The following is a 14,183-nucleotide window of genomic DNA, read 5'->3' as shown; positions in this document are numbered from 1 at the left end:
GTATATTTTGCATATAGCCACAAAAAAGGATGAGAAAATATGAACATAGTTCTTTTATCAAGTATTGTTGCTGTTTGTATGGCTGTCGGTGCGATGTTTATTCGTTTAAAAGCAGCTAAGAAACCTGCAACATTGAAAAAAATTATACTTCCGCCATTTTTTATGAGCACGGGAGCATTGATGTATGTTTTTCCAGAATTTCGATTAACTCCAGCAGAAATGTTAGAAGCAATTGGTGTTGGTTTATTTTTCTCTATTTTTCTTATTAAAACATCTAAATTTGAAATTAGAGGACAAGAGATTTATTTGAAGCGTTCAAAAGCATTTGTTTTTATATTAATTGGATTACTTGTAGTGCGTATTGTATTTAAAACATACTTAAGCCAATCTCTTGATTTAGGACAACTTAGTGGCATGTTCTTCTTACTTGCGTTTGCAATGATTGTGTCATGGAGAATCGCGATGTACCGTTCCTTTACGAAATTACAGAAGGAAATGGAAAAAGAAGATGGTTTTTATAATGAAAAAGATATGAAGCTAACTTGAAAAATGTATATGTATAAAATAAAAAGAGACAGCGTCAAAGATGCTGTCTTTTTTTTAAATAATGTGAAGTTACTTTGCGAGTAAAGATTGGTAGTCGGAATAATCAATTTCTTTCTCTTGCAGTTTTTTAACTAAAAATTTATGGTCACGCTTTGGTGTGGCAATGATATATCCTTTAATAATTAAGTCTTGTGTAATTTGAGAGGCATTTTCTTGTAATGCAAGTTCTCCGATTTTGCCAGCAATTTTTGATTTGGCAACATCGCGAAATAGTTCTGGAACAGGACTTACAAGCTCTTCTAACAATTGTTTTTGTTCGTCAGCCCATAAATGTCTCGTTTTATTTATATAGTGTTCTTCCCAATCTAAAATGGACATACCGTCTTCTTTTGGTAATCGTTTTAGGAATTTTCTGAACATGAAATATCCACCAATAGACATAAGTCCTAATAATACAACAGTCCAAACGACTATAAACCAACTAAACCATCCTTCAAGCAATCGTATGCCCTCCTTTAACGAAAGCAGTATTTGTTTATATTATAAACAGTTAGATTCATAGAAAGCAAGAACGCTTGGTCATTTTGACCAAGCGTTATCATTTAAACAAAGTATAGTTGTTCAACACATAAGTTATCATTATCATCTTCTACATATTCAATGATTAGTGTGCCAACTTTACGATCTTTATCTTCAGTTGTGAAAATAGAGTAAGAAGTAAAACGCGCTGTTGATAGGCCGCTTATATGTGTAGGTAAAGGAATGTAGTCGTTATCACGGAAGAATTCCATCAGTTCAATATCTTCAAATTCTTTTCGGTCAACTTGTTTGTTTGTATAGCGGCGTTGAAGTTGTTTTAAAGATTCATTCCAAGAAATTGCCTTTGTATCGTATACCATTGTTCTATCTCCTTACTGTATGTAATTGTTAAGAACATACGTTCTAATCTAGTATACTCTTTTTATAAGAAAAGGGAAAGCAAAAAATAATGTAAGCTTGGATTTCCAAGCTTACATTATTTTTGCGTCCGTCATAATCTCTATTTTTTATTATAAGTTAGATAAGAATAAGAAACAAGATGATATATATTTTGTTGATAGTTTTCAAAATTCTGTATATTATCAATGTATTATAGGAAAAGGGAATGAGAGGGATGGCATACGTAATTTCACTTCAAGGGCCTATGGCAAGTGGAAAAACAACATTGGCCAAAAGGCTAGAGCAATATGGGCTATCAGTTATATATGAAAATCCATATCCAATTGTAGAAAAGCGAAAAGAATTGAATTTAGATATGAATTCAAAAGAGGGTTTTATAGCAAATCAAAAAATGTTTATGGAAGCAAAAATAAAAGAGTTTCAAAATATCCAGGAATCGACTGTGATTTTTGATCGTGGACCAGAAGATATTGAGTTCTATACACTTTTTTATCCGAAATTAATAGGAGAAGAGTGGGATATAGAAACAGAATTAAAAGATGAATTGCACAAATTAAGAGAATGTCGTTCGGATGCAATTTTTTATTTAGATGTTTCGAAAGAGAGTTTATATGATAGAAAACATAATGATAGGGCGAGAACTCGAAGTACATTTGAGGAACAATTTAAATTAGTAGAAAATGAAAAAGAATGGTATAAACAATTTCCTGTAACTTATGTGGACACGAATACATTATCAGTGGACGAATTAGAAGCATATTTTATAGGATGGCTAAAGGAGAGAGGACTATGACGAAAGTATTATTATTCGTATACCCAACATTTGCGGGGTTTGAAATAACGGTAGCAACGGCATTGTTGAAAAAACAAATATGAAATCATTACAGCGGGCTTAACGAAAGAATTGATTAGAAGTGAACAGGTTTGCAAGTGTAGCCACATATAGAATTAAGCGAAGTGCGCGTAGAAGAGTATGAAGGAATACTTATTCCAGGTGGAGACGCAGTACATATGAAAGATGCAGAAGTTCTCTTTTCAATCATTCGTCAATTTTCTGAACAAGAAAAATTAGTAGCTGCAATTTGTGCTGGACCGTACGCGTTAGCAAAAGCGGGTTTATTCAAAGAAATTTCTTATACAGCGACTATAGATTATTAAAAATTAGATTGTTTTCCAGTAGAAAACTTTGTATATAAAGAAATTGTGCAGCAATCGAATATTATCACAGCACAAGGACATGCATTTGTACCATTCGGAATAGCGATTGCCTCTTATTTTGGAGTAGCAGACGAACATAATACAAATTTTTATTGTGGTAAGGGCAATGTGGTGATGGAGAATCTTTTATCAGAAAACGTGTAAAAGCTAGCAAATGCTAGCTTTCTTCCTTTTTGCATTGATAAATTGCTAACGTTTTTGGATCGCGCCATATACCGTTATGAAGAGATAATTCCTTGTTTATTTCTTCTTTTAGCCATTCCTTTATTTCGGCGTGAAGATACACATTATCAGGTATATTCAGCGATGGGAACATGCTAGAAATATAGTTTACGATCGGAGTAGCGTGATGAAAAACGAGTGCATTGTGAATAATTGTTTCCTCAACAATCGGAAAAGTAGATTGTAGTATCTCTTTACCATTTTCTAAACAAAATGGGGCGACTGCTGGAGATGTTTTCGGTAAATCAAATGCGTCTAGCATGTTGTTGCATACTTTAATTATGCGAGGCAATGAAACTTTAGAATTTGTTGTGGCGAAAAGTGCACCACCGGGACGAATGATTTTATAAAAACCTTGAAGTGTCTTCTTAACATCTTTCACGTGGTATAACATATGTCTTGCGATTATCCAGTCATAACAATTAGATTCGAATAGAAGTTTACTAGCATCACCCTGTTTCCATTCAATTCTATTACTCCTTTTAGCGGCTTCAGAAAGCATAGTTTTCGATTGATCAAACCCGATTAATTGGCCTTTATGACCAGTGATTTGTAATAGGGAAAGAAATTTCCCGTTAGCGCAACCAACCTCTAATATTTTTTCTTCCCCTTGAAGTTGTAAATGTTCAATGACGACTTCATCTAAATCCACTCGTTTTTCTTCGTAACGTTTATGCGTATCGATACGTGTTTGTAGATGGTTGCTGACGTTGTATTGGCGTTTTACATCATTCAATTTTTCACATTCCACCTTCGTGCAAAATTGTTGAATCGCATGTGTTAATACATCTGTTTTCTTTAAACCTTCGTAATGGAGTGCCGATTCAAACCTTTCAAGTAATTTTTCTTCAATTCGAAAATGAATATCTTTTCGTTTTGTCACTGAAATCTCGCCCCTTTGCATCTGTTAGTGAGACTATAGCATGTCTAGAAAAAATGTGTAAATAATTTGTGTACACAAATTAGGGGAGTTAAAAAAATGTTTAAATATGATTTTAAACTATTGACGATTTAACCGTTTTCATATATTCTTAAATTAAGAAATATTCAAATAATTAAAAAGAAATGAGAGAGTCACATGCTTCTTCAAGGAACACATCGAATTGGTCGTATGGCCATGCTGTTGGCACTTGCGGATGAGAATGAAAGCCCTGTATTATCTATTCCAAAAGGTTGGAAATATTGTACGGGGAAAGTGGGTTCTATGAATTCGCAAAAGGTTGTAGCAGCAATGGAAACAGCGGCTAAAAGCAACCAAGTTATTGAAACAGACGTTTACAGAGAAACGCATGCACTTTATCATGCAATAATGGAAGCTTTGTACGGAGTGACGAGAGGTCAAATTCAGTTAGCAGACGTTCTTCGTACAGTAGGACTTCGTTTTGCGATTGTGCGCGGTACACCATACGACGGGAAAAAAGAAGGCGAATGGGTTGCTGTTGCATTATATGGAACGATTGGTGCACCTGTAAAAGGATCTGAGCATGAGGCGATTGGTTTAGGAATTAATCACATATGATTTGCCCATAGTCTATTAGTTAGAAGGGGGCCTTACTTTTTAGGACAGAAGTCTGTCTTAAAAAGATAAGGTCCCCTTTTGCCTTTTTAAGGAGGAAAAATGATGATTACGTTAACAGGACACACATTGACAGTTGAAGAAATGAAGAGGTTGTTACTTGAAGGGGAAGGTGTAACAGCTTGTCCAACTAGTATGCAAAAGGTAGCGGAGTGCCGCGAAGTAGTTGAGAAAATTGTAGAGGACGGAAAAGTCGTTTACGGTATTACAACTGGATTTGGAAAGTTTAGTGATGTGCTTATCCAAAAAGATGATGTAAAGGCACTTCAACATAATTTAATTCAGTCACATGCATGCGGGATAGGTGATCCATTCCCGGAAGAAGTATCGCGCGGTATGTTAATTTTACGAGCGAACACGATGCTTAAAGGAGTATCAGGTGTTAGACCGCTTGTTGTAAATATGCTTCTTGAATTTGTAAATCGTAAAATTCACCCAGTTGTCCCGCAACAAGGTTCACTTGGTGCGAGTGGTGATTTAGCACCTTTATCGCATCTTGCGCTCGTATTATTAGGTGAAGGTGAAGTGTTCTATAAAGGGAAAAGAGTCCATGCAATGGTTGCTCTTACAGAAGAAGGTCTTGAGCCAATTGAACTTGAAGCGAAAGAAGGTCTTGCATTAATCAATGGTACGCAGGCGATGACAGCACAAGGAGTTCTTTCTTATATAGAAGCAGAAGCAACGGCTTATCAAGCGGAATTAATTGCTTCCATGACAATTGAGGGGTTACAAGGCATTATTGATGCATTTGATGAAAATGTTCATAAAGCGCGTGGTTATAAAGAGCAAGTGGAAGTAGCAAGCAGAATTCGTGACATTCTCCACGATAGTAAGTTAGTGACAAAACAAGGAGAACTTCGTGTACAAGATGCATATTCCCTTCGTTGTATCCCACAAGTACACGGTGCTTCTTGGCAAGTTTTAAATTATGTGAAAGAAAAATTAGAAATTGAAATGAATGCAGCAACAGATAATCCACTTATTTTTGATGGCGGGGAAAAAGTAATTTCAGGTGGTAACTTCCACGGTCAACCGATTGCATTTGCGATGGACTTCTTAAAAGTAGGAATGGCAGAACTGGCAAATATTTCAGAGCGTCGTATTGAGCGTTTAGTAAACCCGCAGTTAAATGATTTACCACCATTTTTAAGTCCAGAGCCAGGACTTCAGTCAGGTGCAATGATTATGCAATATGCAGCAGCTTCACTCGTTTCAGAAAACAAAACGTTAGCACATCCGGCGAGTGTAGATTCTATTCCATCATCAGCTAACCAAGAAGATCACGTAAGTATGGGAACAATCGCTTCACGTCATGCACATCAAATTATTCAAAATGTAAGACGCGTTCTTTCCATTGAGATGATTTGTGCGATGCAAGCAGCAGAATATCGCGGTATTGAAAAAATGAGTACAGTGACGAAAATGTTCTATCATCAAGGCCGTCAGCAAGTGCCTTCTATTACAAATGATCGCATATTCTCAACAGATATTGAAAATATTGCGCATTGGTTAAAAACGAATTATTCGATAAAAGAAAGATTGAATGTAAACGCGGCACTATAAAATGAGAAAAGGGAGAGATTGAAATGGAAAAAGTACAACAAACAATTCGCGCGCCAAGAGGTACTGAGTTACAAACGAAAGGGTGGGTTCAAGAAGCTGCACTTCGTATGTTAATGAACAATTTAGATCCTGAAGTTGCTGAAAAACCAGAAGAATTAGTTGTATATGGCGGAATTGGCCGTGCAGCTCGTAACTGGGAAAGCTACAATGCGATTGTAGATTCGTTAAAAACGTTAGAAAGCGATGAAACGTTACTTGTTCAATCAGGAAAACCGGTAGTAATTTTTAAATCACATGAAGATGCGCCTCGCGTTCTTTTAGCGAACTCAAACTTAGTACCGAAGTGGGCAAACTGGGATCACTTCCGTGAACTAGAGAAAAAAGGTCTTATGATGTACGGACAAATGACAGCTGGTAGTTGGATTTACATTGGAACACAAGGGATTTTACAAGGAACATATGAAACATTTGGTGAAGCGGCACGTCAACATTTCGATGGTTCATTAAAAGGTACATTAACACTTACTGCTGGTTTAGGTGGTATGGGTGGTGCACAACCTCTTGCTGTAACGATGAACGGCGGTGTTGTAATTGCTATTGATGTAGATAAGCGCAGCATCGATCGTCGTATTGAAAAGAGATATTGTGATATGTATACAGAATCGTTAGAAGAAGCATTAACTGTTGCGAAAGAGTATAAAGAGAAAAAAGAGCCTATTTCAATTGGATTGTTAGGAAATGCAGCAGAAATTTTACCTGAGCTAGTAAATCGTAATATTATCCCGGATTTAGTTACGGATCAAACATCTGCTCATGATCCATTAAACGGTTATATTCCAGTAGGTTATACGTTAGAAGAAGCTGCGAAACTTCGTGAAGAAGATCCAGAACGTTACGTACAATTATCAAAAGAAAGTATGAAAAAACATGTGGAAGCAATGCTTGCTATGCAAGAAAAAGGCGCAATTACGTTTGATTACGGAAATAACATTCGTCAAGTTGCTTTCGATGAAGGTTTGAAAAATGCTTTTGACTTCCCAGGATTCGTTCCAGCATTCATTCGTCCGTTATTCTGTGAAGGAAAAGGACCGTTCCGCTGGGTAGCTCTTTCTGGTGATCCAGAAGATATTTATAAAACAGACGAAGTTATTTTGCGCGAGTTCGCAGATAATGAGCATTTATGTAATTGGATTCGTATGGCTCGTCAGCAAGTTGAGTTCCAAGGTCTTCCATCACGCATTTGTTGGCTTGGTTATGGGGAGCGTGCGAAGTTTGGCCGCATCATTAATGAAATGGTTGCAAATGGCGAATTGTCAGCACCGATCGTTATCGGTCGTGACCACTTAGATTGCGGATCAGTAGCATCTCCAAATCGTGAAACAGAAGCGATGAAAGACGGTAGTGATGCAGTAGCAGATTGGCCAATTTTAAACGCACTAATTAACAGTGTAAACGGTGCGAGCTGGGTATCAGTTCACCACGGTGGTGGCGTTGGTATGGGGTATTCACTTCACGCTGGAATGGTTATCGTTGCAGATGGAACAGAAGCAGCAGCGAAACGTATTGAGCGCGTATTAACTTCTGATCCTGGTATGGGTGTTGTTCGTCACGTAGATGCTGGATATGACCTAGCGGTTCAAACTGCGAAAGAAAAAGGCGTTAACATTCCAATGATGAAATAAGGGGGAAGAAACATGCTGGACACTTTACTAATAAATATCGGTCAATTACTAACAATGGATCAAGAAGATGGCTTGTTAAGACGGGAAGCGATGAACACGCTTCCTGTTATTGAAAACGGTGCGGTTGGAATTGAAAATGGTGTAATTACTTTCGTTGGAACAGCGGAAGAAGCAAAAGGATTTCAGGCGAAAGAAGTTATTGATTGCGGCGGGAAAATGGTTTCTCCTGGTCTTGTTGATCCGCATACTCATCTTGTATTTGGTGGATCTCGTGAAAATGAAATCGCACTGAAATTACAAGGAGTTCCGTACTTAGAAATTTTAGAACAAGGCGGAGGTATTCTTTCGACTGTAAATGCAACAAAACAGGCAGCGAAAGAAGAACTTGTTCAAAAAGCGAAATTCCATTTAGACCGCATGCTATCTTTCGGTGTGACAACTGTAGAAGCGAAGAGTGGTTACGGATTAGATGATGAGACGGAATGGAAACAATTAGAGGCAACTGCACAATTACAAAAAGAGCATCCAATCGATTTAGTTTCAACATTTCTAGGTGCTCATGCAGTTCCGAAAGAGTATAAAGGAAAATCGAAAGAATTTTTACAATGGATGTTAGATTTATTACCAGAAATGAAAGAGAAGCAATTAGCTGAGTTTGTCGATATTTTCTGCGAAACAGGTGTGTTCTCTGTAGAAGAATCAAAAGAATTTTTATTAAAAGCGAAAGAGCTTGGCTTTGATGTGAAAATTCATGCAGATGAAATTGACCCTCTTGGTGGGGCGGAAGCAGCGGCTGAAATCGGTGCAGCATCAGCGGACCATTTAGTTGGCGCTTCTGATAAAGGAATTGAAATGCTTGCGAACTCGAACACAGTAGCAACATTATTACCAGGAACAACTTTCTATTTAAATAAAGAAAGTTTTGCACGCGGCCGAAAAATGATCGATGAAGGTGTTGCAGTAGCTTTAGCTACAGACTTTAACCCAGGCAGCTGTCCAACTGAAAACATTCAGCTTATTATGAGCATTGCAATGCTAAAACTGAAAATGACGCCAGAAGAAGTTTGGAATGCGGTAACAGTTAACTCATCTTATGCAATTAATCGTGGTGATGTAGCTGGGAAAATTAGAGTTGGTCGTAAGGCAGATTTAGTTTTATGGGATGCTTACAATTATGCTTACGTGCCGTATCATTACGGCGTAAGTCATGTGAATACAGTGTGGAAGAATGGTAATATTGCATATACAAGAGGTGAACAATCTTGGAGCACGGCCACTATTTAAAGAAAAATGCAAAGTTTATCGATTGTGAAGTAACGAAATGGAGTGAGATGATTAAAGATTGGGAGGAAGGCGTAGAAATATTCGGTGCAGCCTTAATTGGTGCACCTCTTTCTAAACCATCTATTAGTCATTCAGGAGCATGTTTTGCACCGAAAACGATCCGTTCAATGTTAGATGCATATAGCACGTACGCCATTACAGAAGAACACGATATGAGAGAAAGTGTCTTATATGATTGTGGTGATATTACGATGCATGTGACAGATATAAAAGAAAGTCATAACAGAATTGCGAAAACAGTTGGTCACTTAACGAAAGTAAACCCGAAAATGATACCAATCGTTCTTGGTGGTGATCACTCGATTAGTTTTCCGAGTATAAGTGGTTTTGCAAATAGTAAAGGGAAGGTCGGTATTATTCAATTTGATGCCCATCATGATTTACGTAATTTAGATGATGGCGGTCCATCAAATGGCACACCGTTCCGTAGTTTACTAGAAAATGATGTTATTACAGGGAAACAACTCGTTCAAATTGGAATTCGTAATTTTTCAAATGCACGTGCTTACCATAAATATGCGAAAGAGCACGGTGTGACAGTGTATACAATGAAAGATGTAAGAGAGCGAGAAATAAAAGATATTATTTCAGAAAGTATTGAAGTTTTAAGAAAACAAGGTGTGAGGTCTATTTACATTTCTCTTGATATGGACGTACTTGACCAAGCGTTTGCACCGGGTTGTCCAGCGATTGGCCCTGGAGGGATGGATAGTGCGACTTTACTCGATGCGATGGAATTCCTTGGCAAAGAGCCACTCGTTCAAGGGCTGGATATAGTAGAAATTGATCCGACTCTTGATTTCAGGGATATGACGAGTAGAGTAGCAGCGCAAGTGATTATGGGTTTTCTTTTAGCGCGAGAAACAGTTCGTAAGCAGGTTAGTATATAGGCGGAAAATTAAAAGAGAATGTTTGCCTATGCCTTATAAAAAACACATTTCTACTCATATGTAGTAATGTGTTTTTTATGTTAAAAGAGAATGTGAAACTAGAATGCATGTATGTGTGGAAAAGTTAACAAAATTGCGGGTTTTTAGTGTGATTTTACGGGTTCATTTTCTTAGTTTAAAAGTATTGACATGAAAAATATTTTTATGATAAAATAAAAATTTTGCTAAAAAAACGAATGTGTGTTAAGATTGAGAAGGTTACCATATATGGAGGTGGATTATTTGTTTCAAATTGGCGATAACATTGTTTATCCAATGCAGGGAGCAGGTATAATTAAAGCCATAGAAGAGAAGGAAATCGCAGGAAAAAAACAACAGTATTATGTTATAAAAATGTCGGCTAGTAATATGGAAATAATGATTCCTGAAGGGAAAATATTGAATTCAAATATACGACCAGTTACGGATATAACGGCATTAATACACATAATAGATATTTTTCAGCATGGAGAATCAGATAGATTACTTACGTGGAAACAAAGGTATAAAGTGAACACTGATAAAATAAAAACGGGTAAAATGCAAGAAGGTGCTGAAGTTGTACGTGATTTAATGCGTATACAGAAAGAAAAAGCACTTAATGCAAGCGAAAAGAAAATGTTAGATAACGCACATGAATTTTTGATTAGTGAACTGGGATTAATTGAAGGTATCACAGAAAATCAGATAAAAAGCTTTTGTTAAGGTTCATTACAAATAATGTATTACATCCCAAAAAAGATCTTGAATTTTTTGGGAACATAATTATAGACAATCAATTATTTCAAAGACATTCAACTCTTTCAAACCACTTTTAGAGCATTAACCTCTTTTGTTATTACTACATTCAAATCCATTTTTATTTTAAATTTCTTTTACGAATGTTCGAAGTTTAATTCAACACTTCGATAAAATAGTTACTTGATTTTTGCAATCCTGATTCACACTGGCACGGACGAGGAGCCGTAAGGATGAAAGAGAGGTAGGGCTTTCATTGTTTTAGGTATATATAAGTTATTATTTTTAGAAGAATACTGAACCATTTTCACTTCTATTGATAAGGGCTTCTTTATATTAAAGAGATAAACGAGTTGACAGCCATATATGGTTAACTAAAAAAGGTTTCCTCCTAAGGAAACCTTTTTTAGTTTATTTATATCATTCTATTTTTTTGATATTCGAATGTTTTATGGTAAAAGCGTATAAATTGACGTTACTATCTAAAAGTAAGTATGATGCAATTATAGTAAGATTTTTTTAGGGGGAAGAAAAATGACAAGTTCAAATAATAAAACGGCAAGTATTTATGAAGGAACAAATATAAACGCTTGGGGATCTTTTGAATATGTTGAAAAGACGAAGTTATTTGATCCAATTCAAATTGGATCTTGGTCTCTTCGTAATCGTATTGCAATGGCACCGATGACGAGATGTTTTGCAGACAATGAAACTGGAGTAGTTGGCGCTGACGTAGTAGAGTATTACCGTAAGCGTGCCGCGGATGGGGTTGGGCTAATTATTACAGAAGGAATCGTTATTAGCCCAAGAGCAAAAGGGAATCCAGGGGTGCCAGGGATTTATACACAAGCCCAAATCGATTCTTGGAAACCTGTTACAGAGGCGGTACATAAAGAAGGCGGAACGATTATTGCTCAAATATGGCATGTTGGACGTATGAGCCATCACGAAATAATTGGTGGTCAATTGCCGCAAGCTCCGTCAGCAATTGCTGCAGAAGGAAATGTTCCGCGTTTTCGTAAACCGTTTGATACACCAGAAGCTATGACAATAGAAGAAATAAAAGAAGTTATCGGTCAATACGCACAAGCTGCCAAAAATGCGATAGAAGCAGGATTTGATGGGGTAGAAATTCACGGTGCACACGGATATTTAATCGATCAATTTACTTATGAATTTGCGAATAAGCGTACTGATAAATACGGCGGTGAATTAAAGCAAAGGTTAACATTTATGAAAGAAGTAACTGAGGCTGTAATAGAAGCTGTTGGAGCTGATAAAACACTTCTTCGCTTCTCTGCCTTTAAAGGTGATAACCCTACTTATATGTGGGAAAATCCTGAACTTGCGATTGAAACATTCGTAAATATGTTTAAAGAAGTTGGATTAACGATGATTCATCCTTCAACGATGAATTATACGCAAGTTATTGCTGACGGAAAGAATTTTCATCAATTAGTAAGAAAATATTGGGATGGTACTATCGTAGGAGTAGGGAATTTGAATCCGAAAGAGGCAGAAGAAGCATTGCAAGAGGGAACAATTGATGTAGCGGCATTCGGAAGACCGCTAATTGCTAATCCAGACTTTGTTCATCGCATTAAACGTGCCGAAAGTTTAGTTGAATATGACGCGAAAGAGCATCTTGCTACATTAGTGTGAATAAAGATAAAAGGAGAACACATCGAGTGTTCTCCTTTTATTATGGGATTTCTTAGGGGGAAACGGGATGAGTGAAACGCTACTCGTTATCATTAGTATATTATTACTTTTAATGTTGCTTTTAATCGTCTTTTTTATCATTACATTTTTTATAAAAAAACGGACGCATCATTCTATATTAAAACTGCATCCATACTTAGGAAGGATGCGCTACTTACTTGAAAAGATAGGACCCGAATTTAGGCAATATTGGTTTGATCATGATACGGATGGAAAGCCTTTTTCACGTTATGATTTCCAAAGTGTGATGCTTTTAGCGAAATATCGTTCTGAAATACTTGGTTTCGGGTCAAAAAGAGATTTTGAAGCTTCTGGTTATTATATTGCTAATACATTGTTTCCAATATTAACTGAGGAATTAAGTGTGAATCTTTTGCAAGAGCGAGAAGGTAAAAAGTATGTGATTCATAAAGAGGGGGTATTTTCAAGAAGAGAGAAATTGACAGCGGATACAACAAATCTTTGGTTATATGAAGAAGACGATGCCATTATCGTCGGTGAAAATCGGAAATATCCATGGAAACTACTTGGCATGTTTGGGGCATCGGCTACTTCTTACGGTGCGATTGGAGAAAATTATATTTTAGCAACTGGTTTCGGTGCAAAAATGGCTGGAGGATCGTGGATTAATACTGGTGAAGGTGGCGTTATTCCAGAACATTTACATACAGGTGCGAATATTGTTGCGCAAATTGGTCCAGGATTATTCGGATACCGTGATGAGGACGGTAATTTTTCTATGAAGGAATTTATTGAGAAATCAAAAGAAAGTAATATTAAAGCGTTTGAATTAAAATTTGGGCAAGGTGCTAAAATACGTGGTGGTCATTTAGAGGGACAAAAAGTCAATGAGAAAATTGCTTCTGTTCGGAATGTACGAGAAGGAGAGACGATTAATTCACCGAATCGATTTTCATTTTTAAATAATGCAGCGGATACACTTTATTTTATTCAGCAGTTGCAAGAAAAAGGTGGTAAACCAGTCGGGATGAAAATTGTAATTGGACAGCAAAGGGCTTTGGAAGATTTATTAAAAACAATGAATGAATTAAATATTTATCCGGATTTTATTACAATTGATGGTTCAGAAGGTGGATCAGGTGCAACTTATAAATCGATGGCAGATAGTATGGGGATTCCGCTTATTCCAGCATTACTTACATTTATTGATACAGCAACTCATTATGGTGTCCGTAACAAGTTTAAAGTATTTGCATCAGGTAAATTAATCACACCAGATAAAGTGGCGATTGCTTTAGCGATTGGAGCAGATGCTGTAAATTCAGCCCGCGGATTTATGATGGCAAGTGGTTGTATTATGGCGCTTCAATGTAATTCCGGACAATGCCCATCTGGAGTTGCGACAACGAATCCGCACTATCAAAAAGCGTTAGATCCGTATGAAAAGAAATGGCGGGTAATGAATTATATAATAAGCATGAGATATAGCTTGTTTGCATTAGCGGCAGCAGCGGGGGTAAGGAGCCCACGACATTTAACGAGGGAGCATATTGTGTTTAAAGATGAGGCTGGAAGGGTATTCCTACTTTCGGAATTGTTTCCTATAAGTAAATCAAGTAAACTTTAATCGGTTCGGGGCATTATACTCATTATTAGCCTGTAACAATCGGGATAAAAAGTGAAAGAAATGCTTTTTAAAGGTCATACATTTGTATGACTTTTTTATTTGAGAACAAAGGTAAT

Annotated in this window: 13 protein-coding genes and 1 pseudogene; 11 read left to right on the top strand and 3 right to left on the bottom strand. The window is 36.8% G+C overall.

The features are described from left to right. The first annotated feature begins 39 nt into the window (after positions 1-39). Entirely contained in the window at positions 40-546 is a 507-nt protein-coding gene (locus ACQKNR_RS00820) for a CcdC family protein (protein ID WP_001028439.1), read from the top strand. A 69-nt stretch (positions 547-615) separates the two neighbouring features. On the opposite strand, the gene ACQKNR_RS00815 is transcribed toward ACQKNR_RS00820, so the two are convergent. Beyond that, on the bottom strand, positions 616-1,047 hold the full coding sequence (locus ACQKNR_RS00815; protein WP_427314676.1) for a DUF2621 domain-containing protein: 432 nt from the start codon (positions 1,045-1,047) through the stop codon (positions 616-618). Positions 1,048-1,148: 101 nt separating this feature from the next. Next, the gene (locus ACQKNR_RS00810; RefSeq protein ID WP_427314674.1) at positions 1,149-1,445 is read right to left on the bottom strand and encodes a hypothetical protein; all 297 of its coding nucleotides are present in this window, start codon (positions 1,443-1,445) and stop codon (positions 1,149-1,151) included. A gap of 245 nt (positions 1,446-1,690) precedes the next feature. On the opposite strand from ACQKNR_RS00810, the gene ACQKNR_RS00805 reads away from it, so the two are divergent. Together ACQKNR_RS00805 and ACQKNR_RS00800 are read left to right on the top strand one after the other, a co-directional pair. Then, on the top strand, positions 1,691-2,278 hold the full coding sequence (locus ACQKNR_RS00805; protein WP_427314672.1) for an AAA family ATPase: 588 nt from the start codon (positions 1,691-1,693) through the stop codon (positions 2,276-2,278). Beyond that, positions 2,275-2,847: pseudogene (locus tag ACQKNR_RS00800) on the top strand (DJ-1/PfpI family protein). The gene ACQKNR_RS00805 and the pseudogene ACQKNR_RS00800 overlap by 4 nt, the downstream one beginning before the upstream one ends. Positions 2,848-2,860: 13 nt before the next feature. Here the strand turns inward: ACQKNR_RS00800 and ACQKNR_RS00795 are convergent. Beyond that, positions 2,861-3,808 (bottom strand): class I SAM-dependent methyltransferase, encoded by a 948-nt coding sequence (locus ACQKNR_RS00795; protein ID WP_427314670.1) that lies wholly within the window; start codon positions 3,806-3,808, stop codon positions 2,861-2,863. A gap of 195 nt (positions 3,809-4,003) precedes the next feature. Here ACQKNR_RS00795 and hutP point away from each other — a divergent pair, with 195 nt between their 5' ends. The 8 genes from hutP (at position 4,004) to ACQKNR_RS00755 (ending at position 14,067) form a co-directional block, all read left to right on the top strand. Then, positions 4,004-4,444, top strand: a complete 441-nt coding sequence (gene hutP, locus ACQKNR_RS00790; protein WP_000926516.1) for a hut operon transcriptional regulator HutP — start codon at positions 4,004-4,006, stop codon at positions 4,442-4,444. A 102-nt stretch (positions 4,445-4,546) separates the two neighbouring features. Beyond that, positions 4,547-6,064, top strand: a complete 1,518-nt coding sequence (hutH, locus tag ACQKNR_RS00785; protein WP_427314668.1) for a histidine ammonia-lyase — start codon at positions 4,547-4,549, stop codon at positions 6,062-6,064. A 23-nt stretch (positions 6,065-6,087) separates the two neighbouring features. Next, the gene (hutU, locus tag ACQKNR_RS00780) at positions 6,088-7,746 is read left to right on the top strand and encodes a urocanate hydratase (protein WP_427314667.1); all 1,659 of its coding nucleotides are present in this window, start codon (positions 6,088-6,090) and stop codon (positions 7,744-7,746) included. A 12-nt stretch (positions 7,747-7,758) separates the two neighbouring features. After that, positions 7,759-9,030 carry an imidazolonepropionase gene (gene hutI / locus ACQKNR_RS00775; RefSeq protein ID WP_427314665.1) on the top strand — a complete coding sequence of 424 codons (1,272 nt, stop codon included), beginning with the start codon at positions 7,759-7,761 and terminating at the stop codon, positions 9,028-9,030. Next, positions 9,009-9,980 carry a formimidoylglutamase gene (gene hutG, locus ACQKNR_RS00770; RefSeq protein ID WP_427314664.1) on the top strand — a complete coding sequence of 324 codons (972 nt, stop codon included), beginning with the start codon at positions 9,009-9,011 and terminating at the stop codon, positions 9,978-9,980. The genes hutI and hutG overlap by 22 nt, the downstream gene beginning before the upstream one ends. A gap of 282 nt (positions 9,981-10,262) precedes the next feature. Beyond that, the gene (locus tag ACQKNR_RS00765) at positions 10,263-10,724 is read left to right on the top strand and encodes a CarD family transcriptional regulator (protein ID WP_000486324.1); all 462 of its coding nucleotides are present in this window, start codon (positions 10,263-10,265) and stop codon (positions 10,722-10,724) included. A gap of 567 nt (positions 10,725-11,291) precedes the next feature. Then, positions 11,292-12,419: an alkene reductase gene (locus ACQKNR_RS00760; RefSeq protein WP_427314662.1), complete on the top strand. Its 1,128-nt coding sequence runs from the start codon at positions 11,292-11,294 to the stop codon at positions 12,417-12,419. Between the two features lie 67 nt (positions 12,420-12,486). Beyond that, the gene (locus ACQKNR_RS00755) at positions 12,487-14,067 is read left to right on the top strand and encodes a glutamate synthase-related protein (protein WP_427314660.1); all 1,581 of its coding nucleotides are present in this window, start codon (positions 12,487-12,489) and stop codon (positions 14,065-14,067) included. The last annotated feature ends 116 nt before the right edge of the window (positions 14,068-14,183 follow it).

The organism is Bacillus sp. NPDC094077, from assembly GCF_050279465.1.
In the GTDB taxonomy this organism is placed as follows: domain Bacteria; phylum Bacillota; class Bacilli; order Bacillales; family Bacillaceae_G; genus Bacillus_A.
Note: the sequence above shows the minus strand (reverse complement) of the source record. Positions and strands in the feature narration are given on the sequence as shown.

What these genes read in the sequence shown, in the direction of transcription:
- ACQKNR_RS00755 (WP_427314660.1), top strand. Translation starts at nt 12,487, where the DNA reads ATGAGTGAAACGCTACTCGTTATCATTAGTATATTATTACTTTTAATG.
- hutH (WP_427314668.1), top strand. Translation starts at nt 4,547, where the DNA reads ATGATTACGTTAACAGGACACACATTGACAGTTGAAGAAATGAAGAGG.
- hutI (WP_427314665.1), top strand. Translation starts at nt 7,759, where the DNA reads ATGCTGGACACTTTACTAATAAATATCGGTCAATTACTAACAATGGAT.
- ACQKNR_RS00820 (WP_001028439.1), top strand. Translation starts at nt 40, where the DNA reads ATGAACATAGTTCTTTTATCAAGTATTGTTGCTGTTTGTATGGCTGTC.
- ACQKNR_RS00810 (WP_427314674.1), bottom strand. Translation starts at nt 1,445, where the DNA reads ATGGTATACGATACAAAGGCAATTTCTTGGAATGAATCTTTAAAACAA.
- ACQKNR_RS00760 (WP_427314662.1), top strand. Translation starts at nt 11,292, where the DNA reads ATGACAAGTTCAAATAATAAAACGGCAAGTATTTATGAAGGAACAAAT.
- ACQKNR_RS00805 (WP_427314672.1), top strand. Translation starts at nt 1,691, where the DNA reads ATGAGAGGGATGGCATACGTAATTTCACTTCAAGGGCCTATGGCAAGT.
- hutU (WP_427314667.1), top strand. Translation starts at nt 6,088, where the DNA reads ATGGAAAAAGTACAACAAACAATTCGCGCGCCAAGAGGTACTGAGTTA.
- hutP (WP_000926516.1), top strand. Translation starts at nt 4,004, where the DNA reads ATGCTTCTTCAAGGAACACATCGAATTGGTCGTATGGCCATGCTGTTG.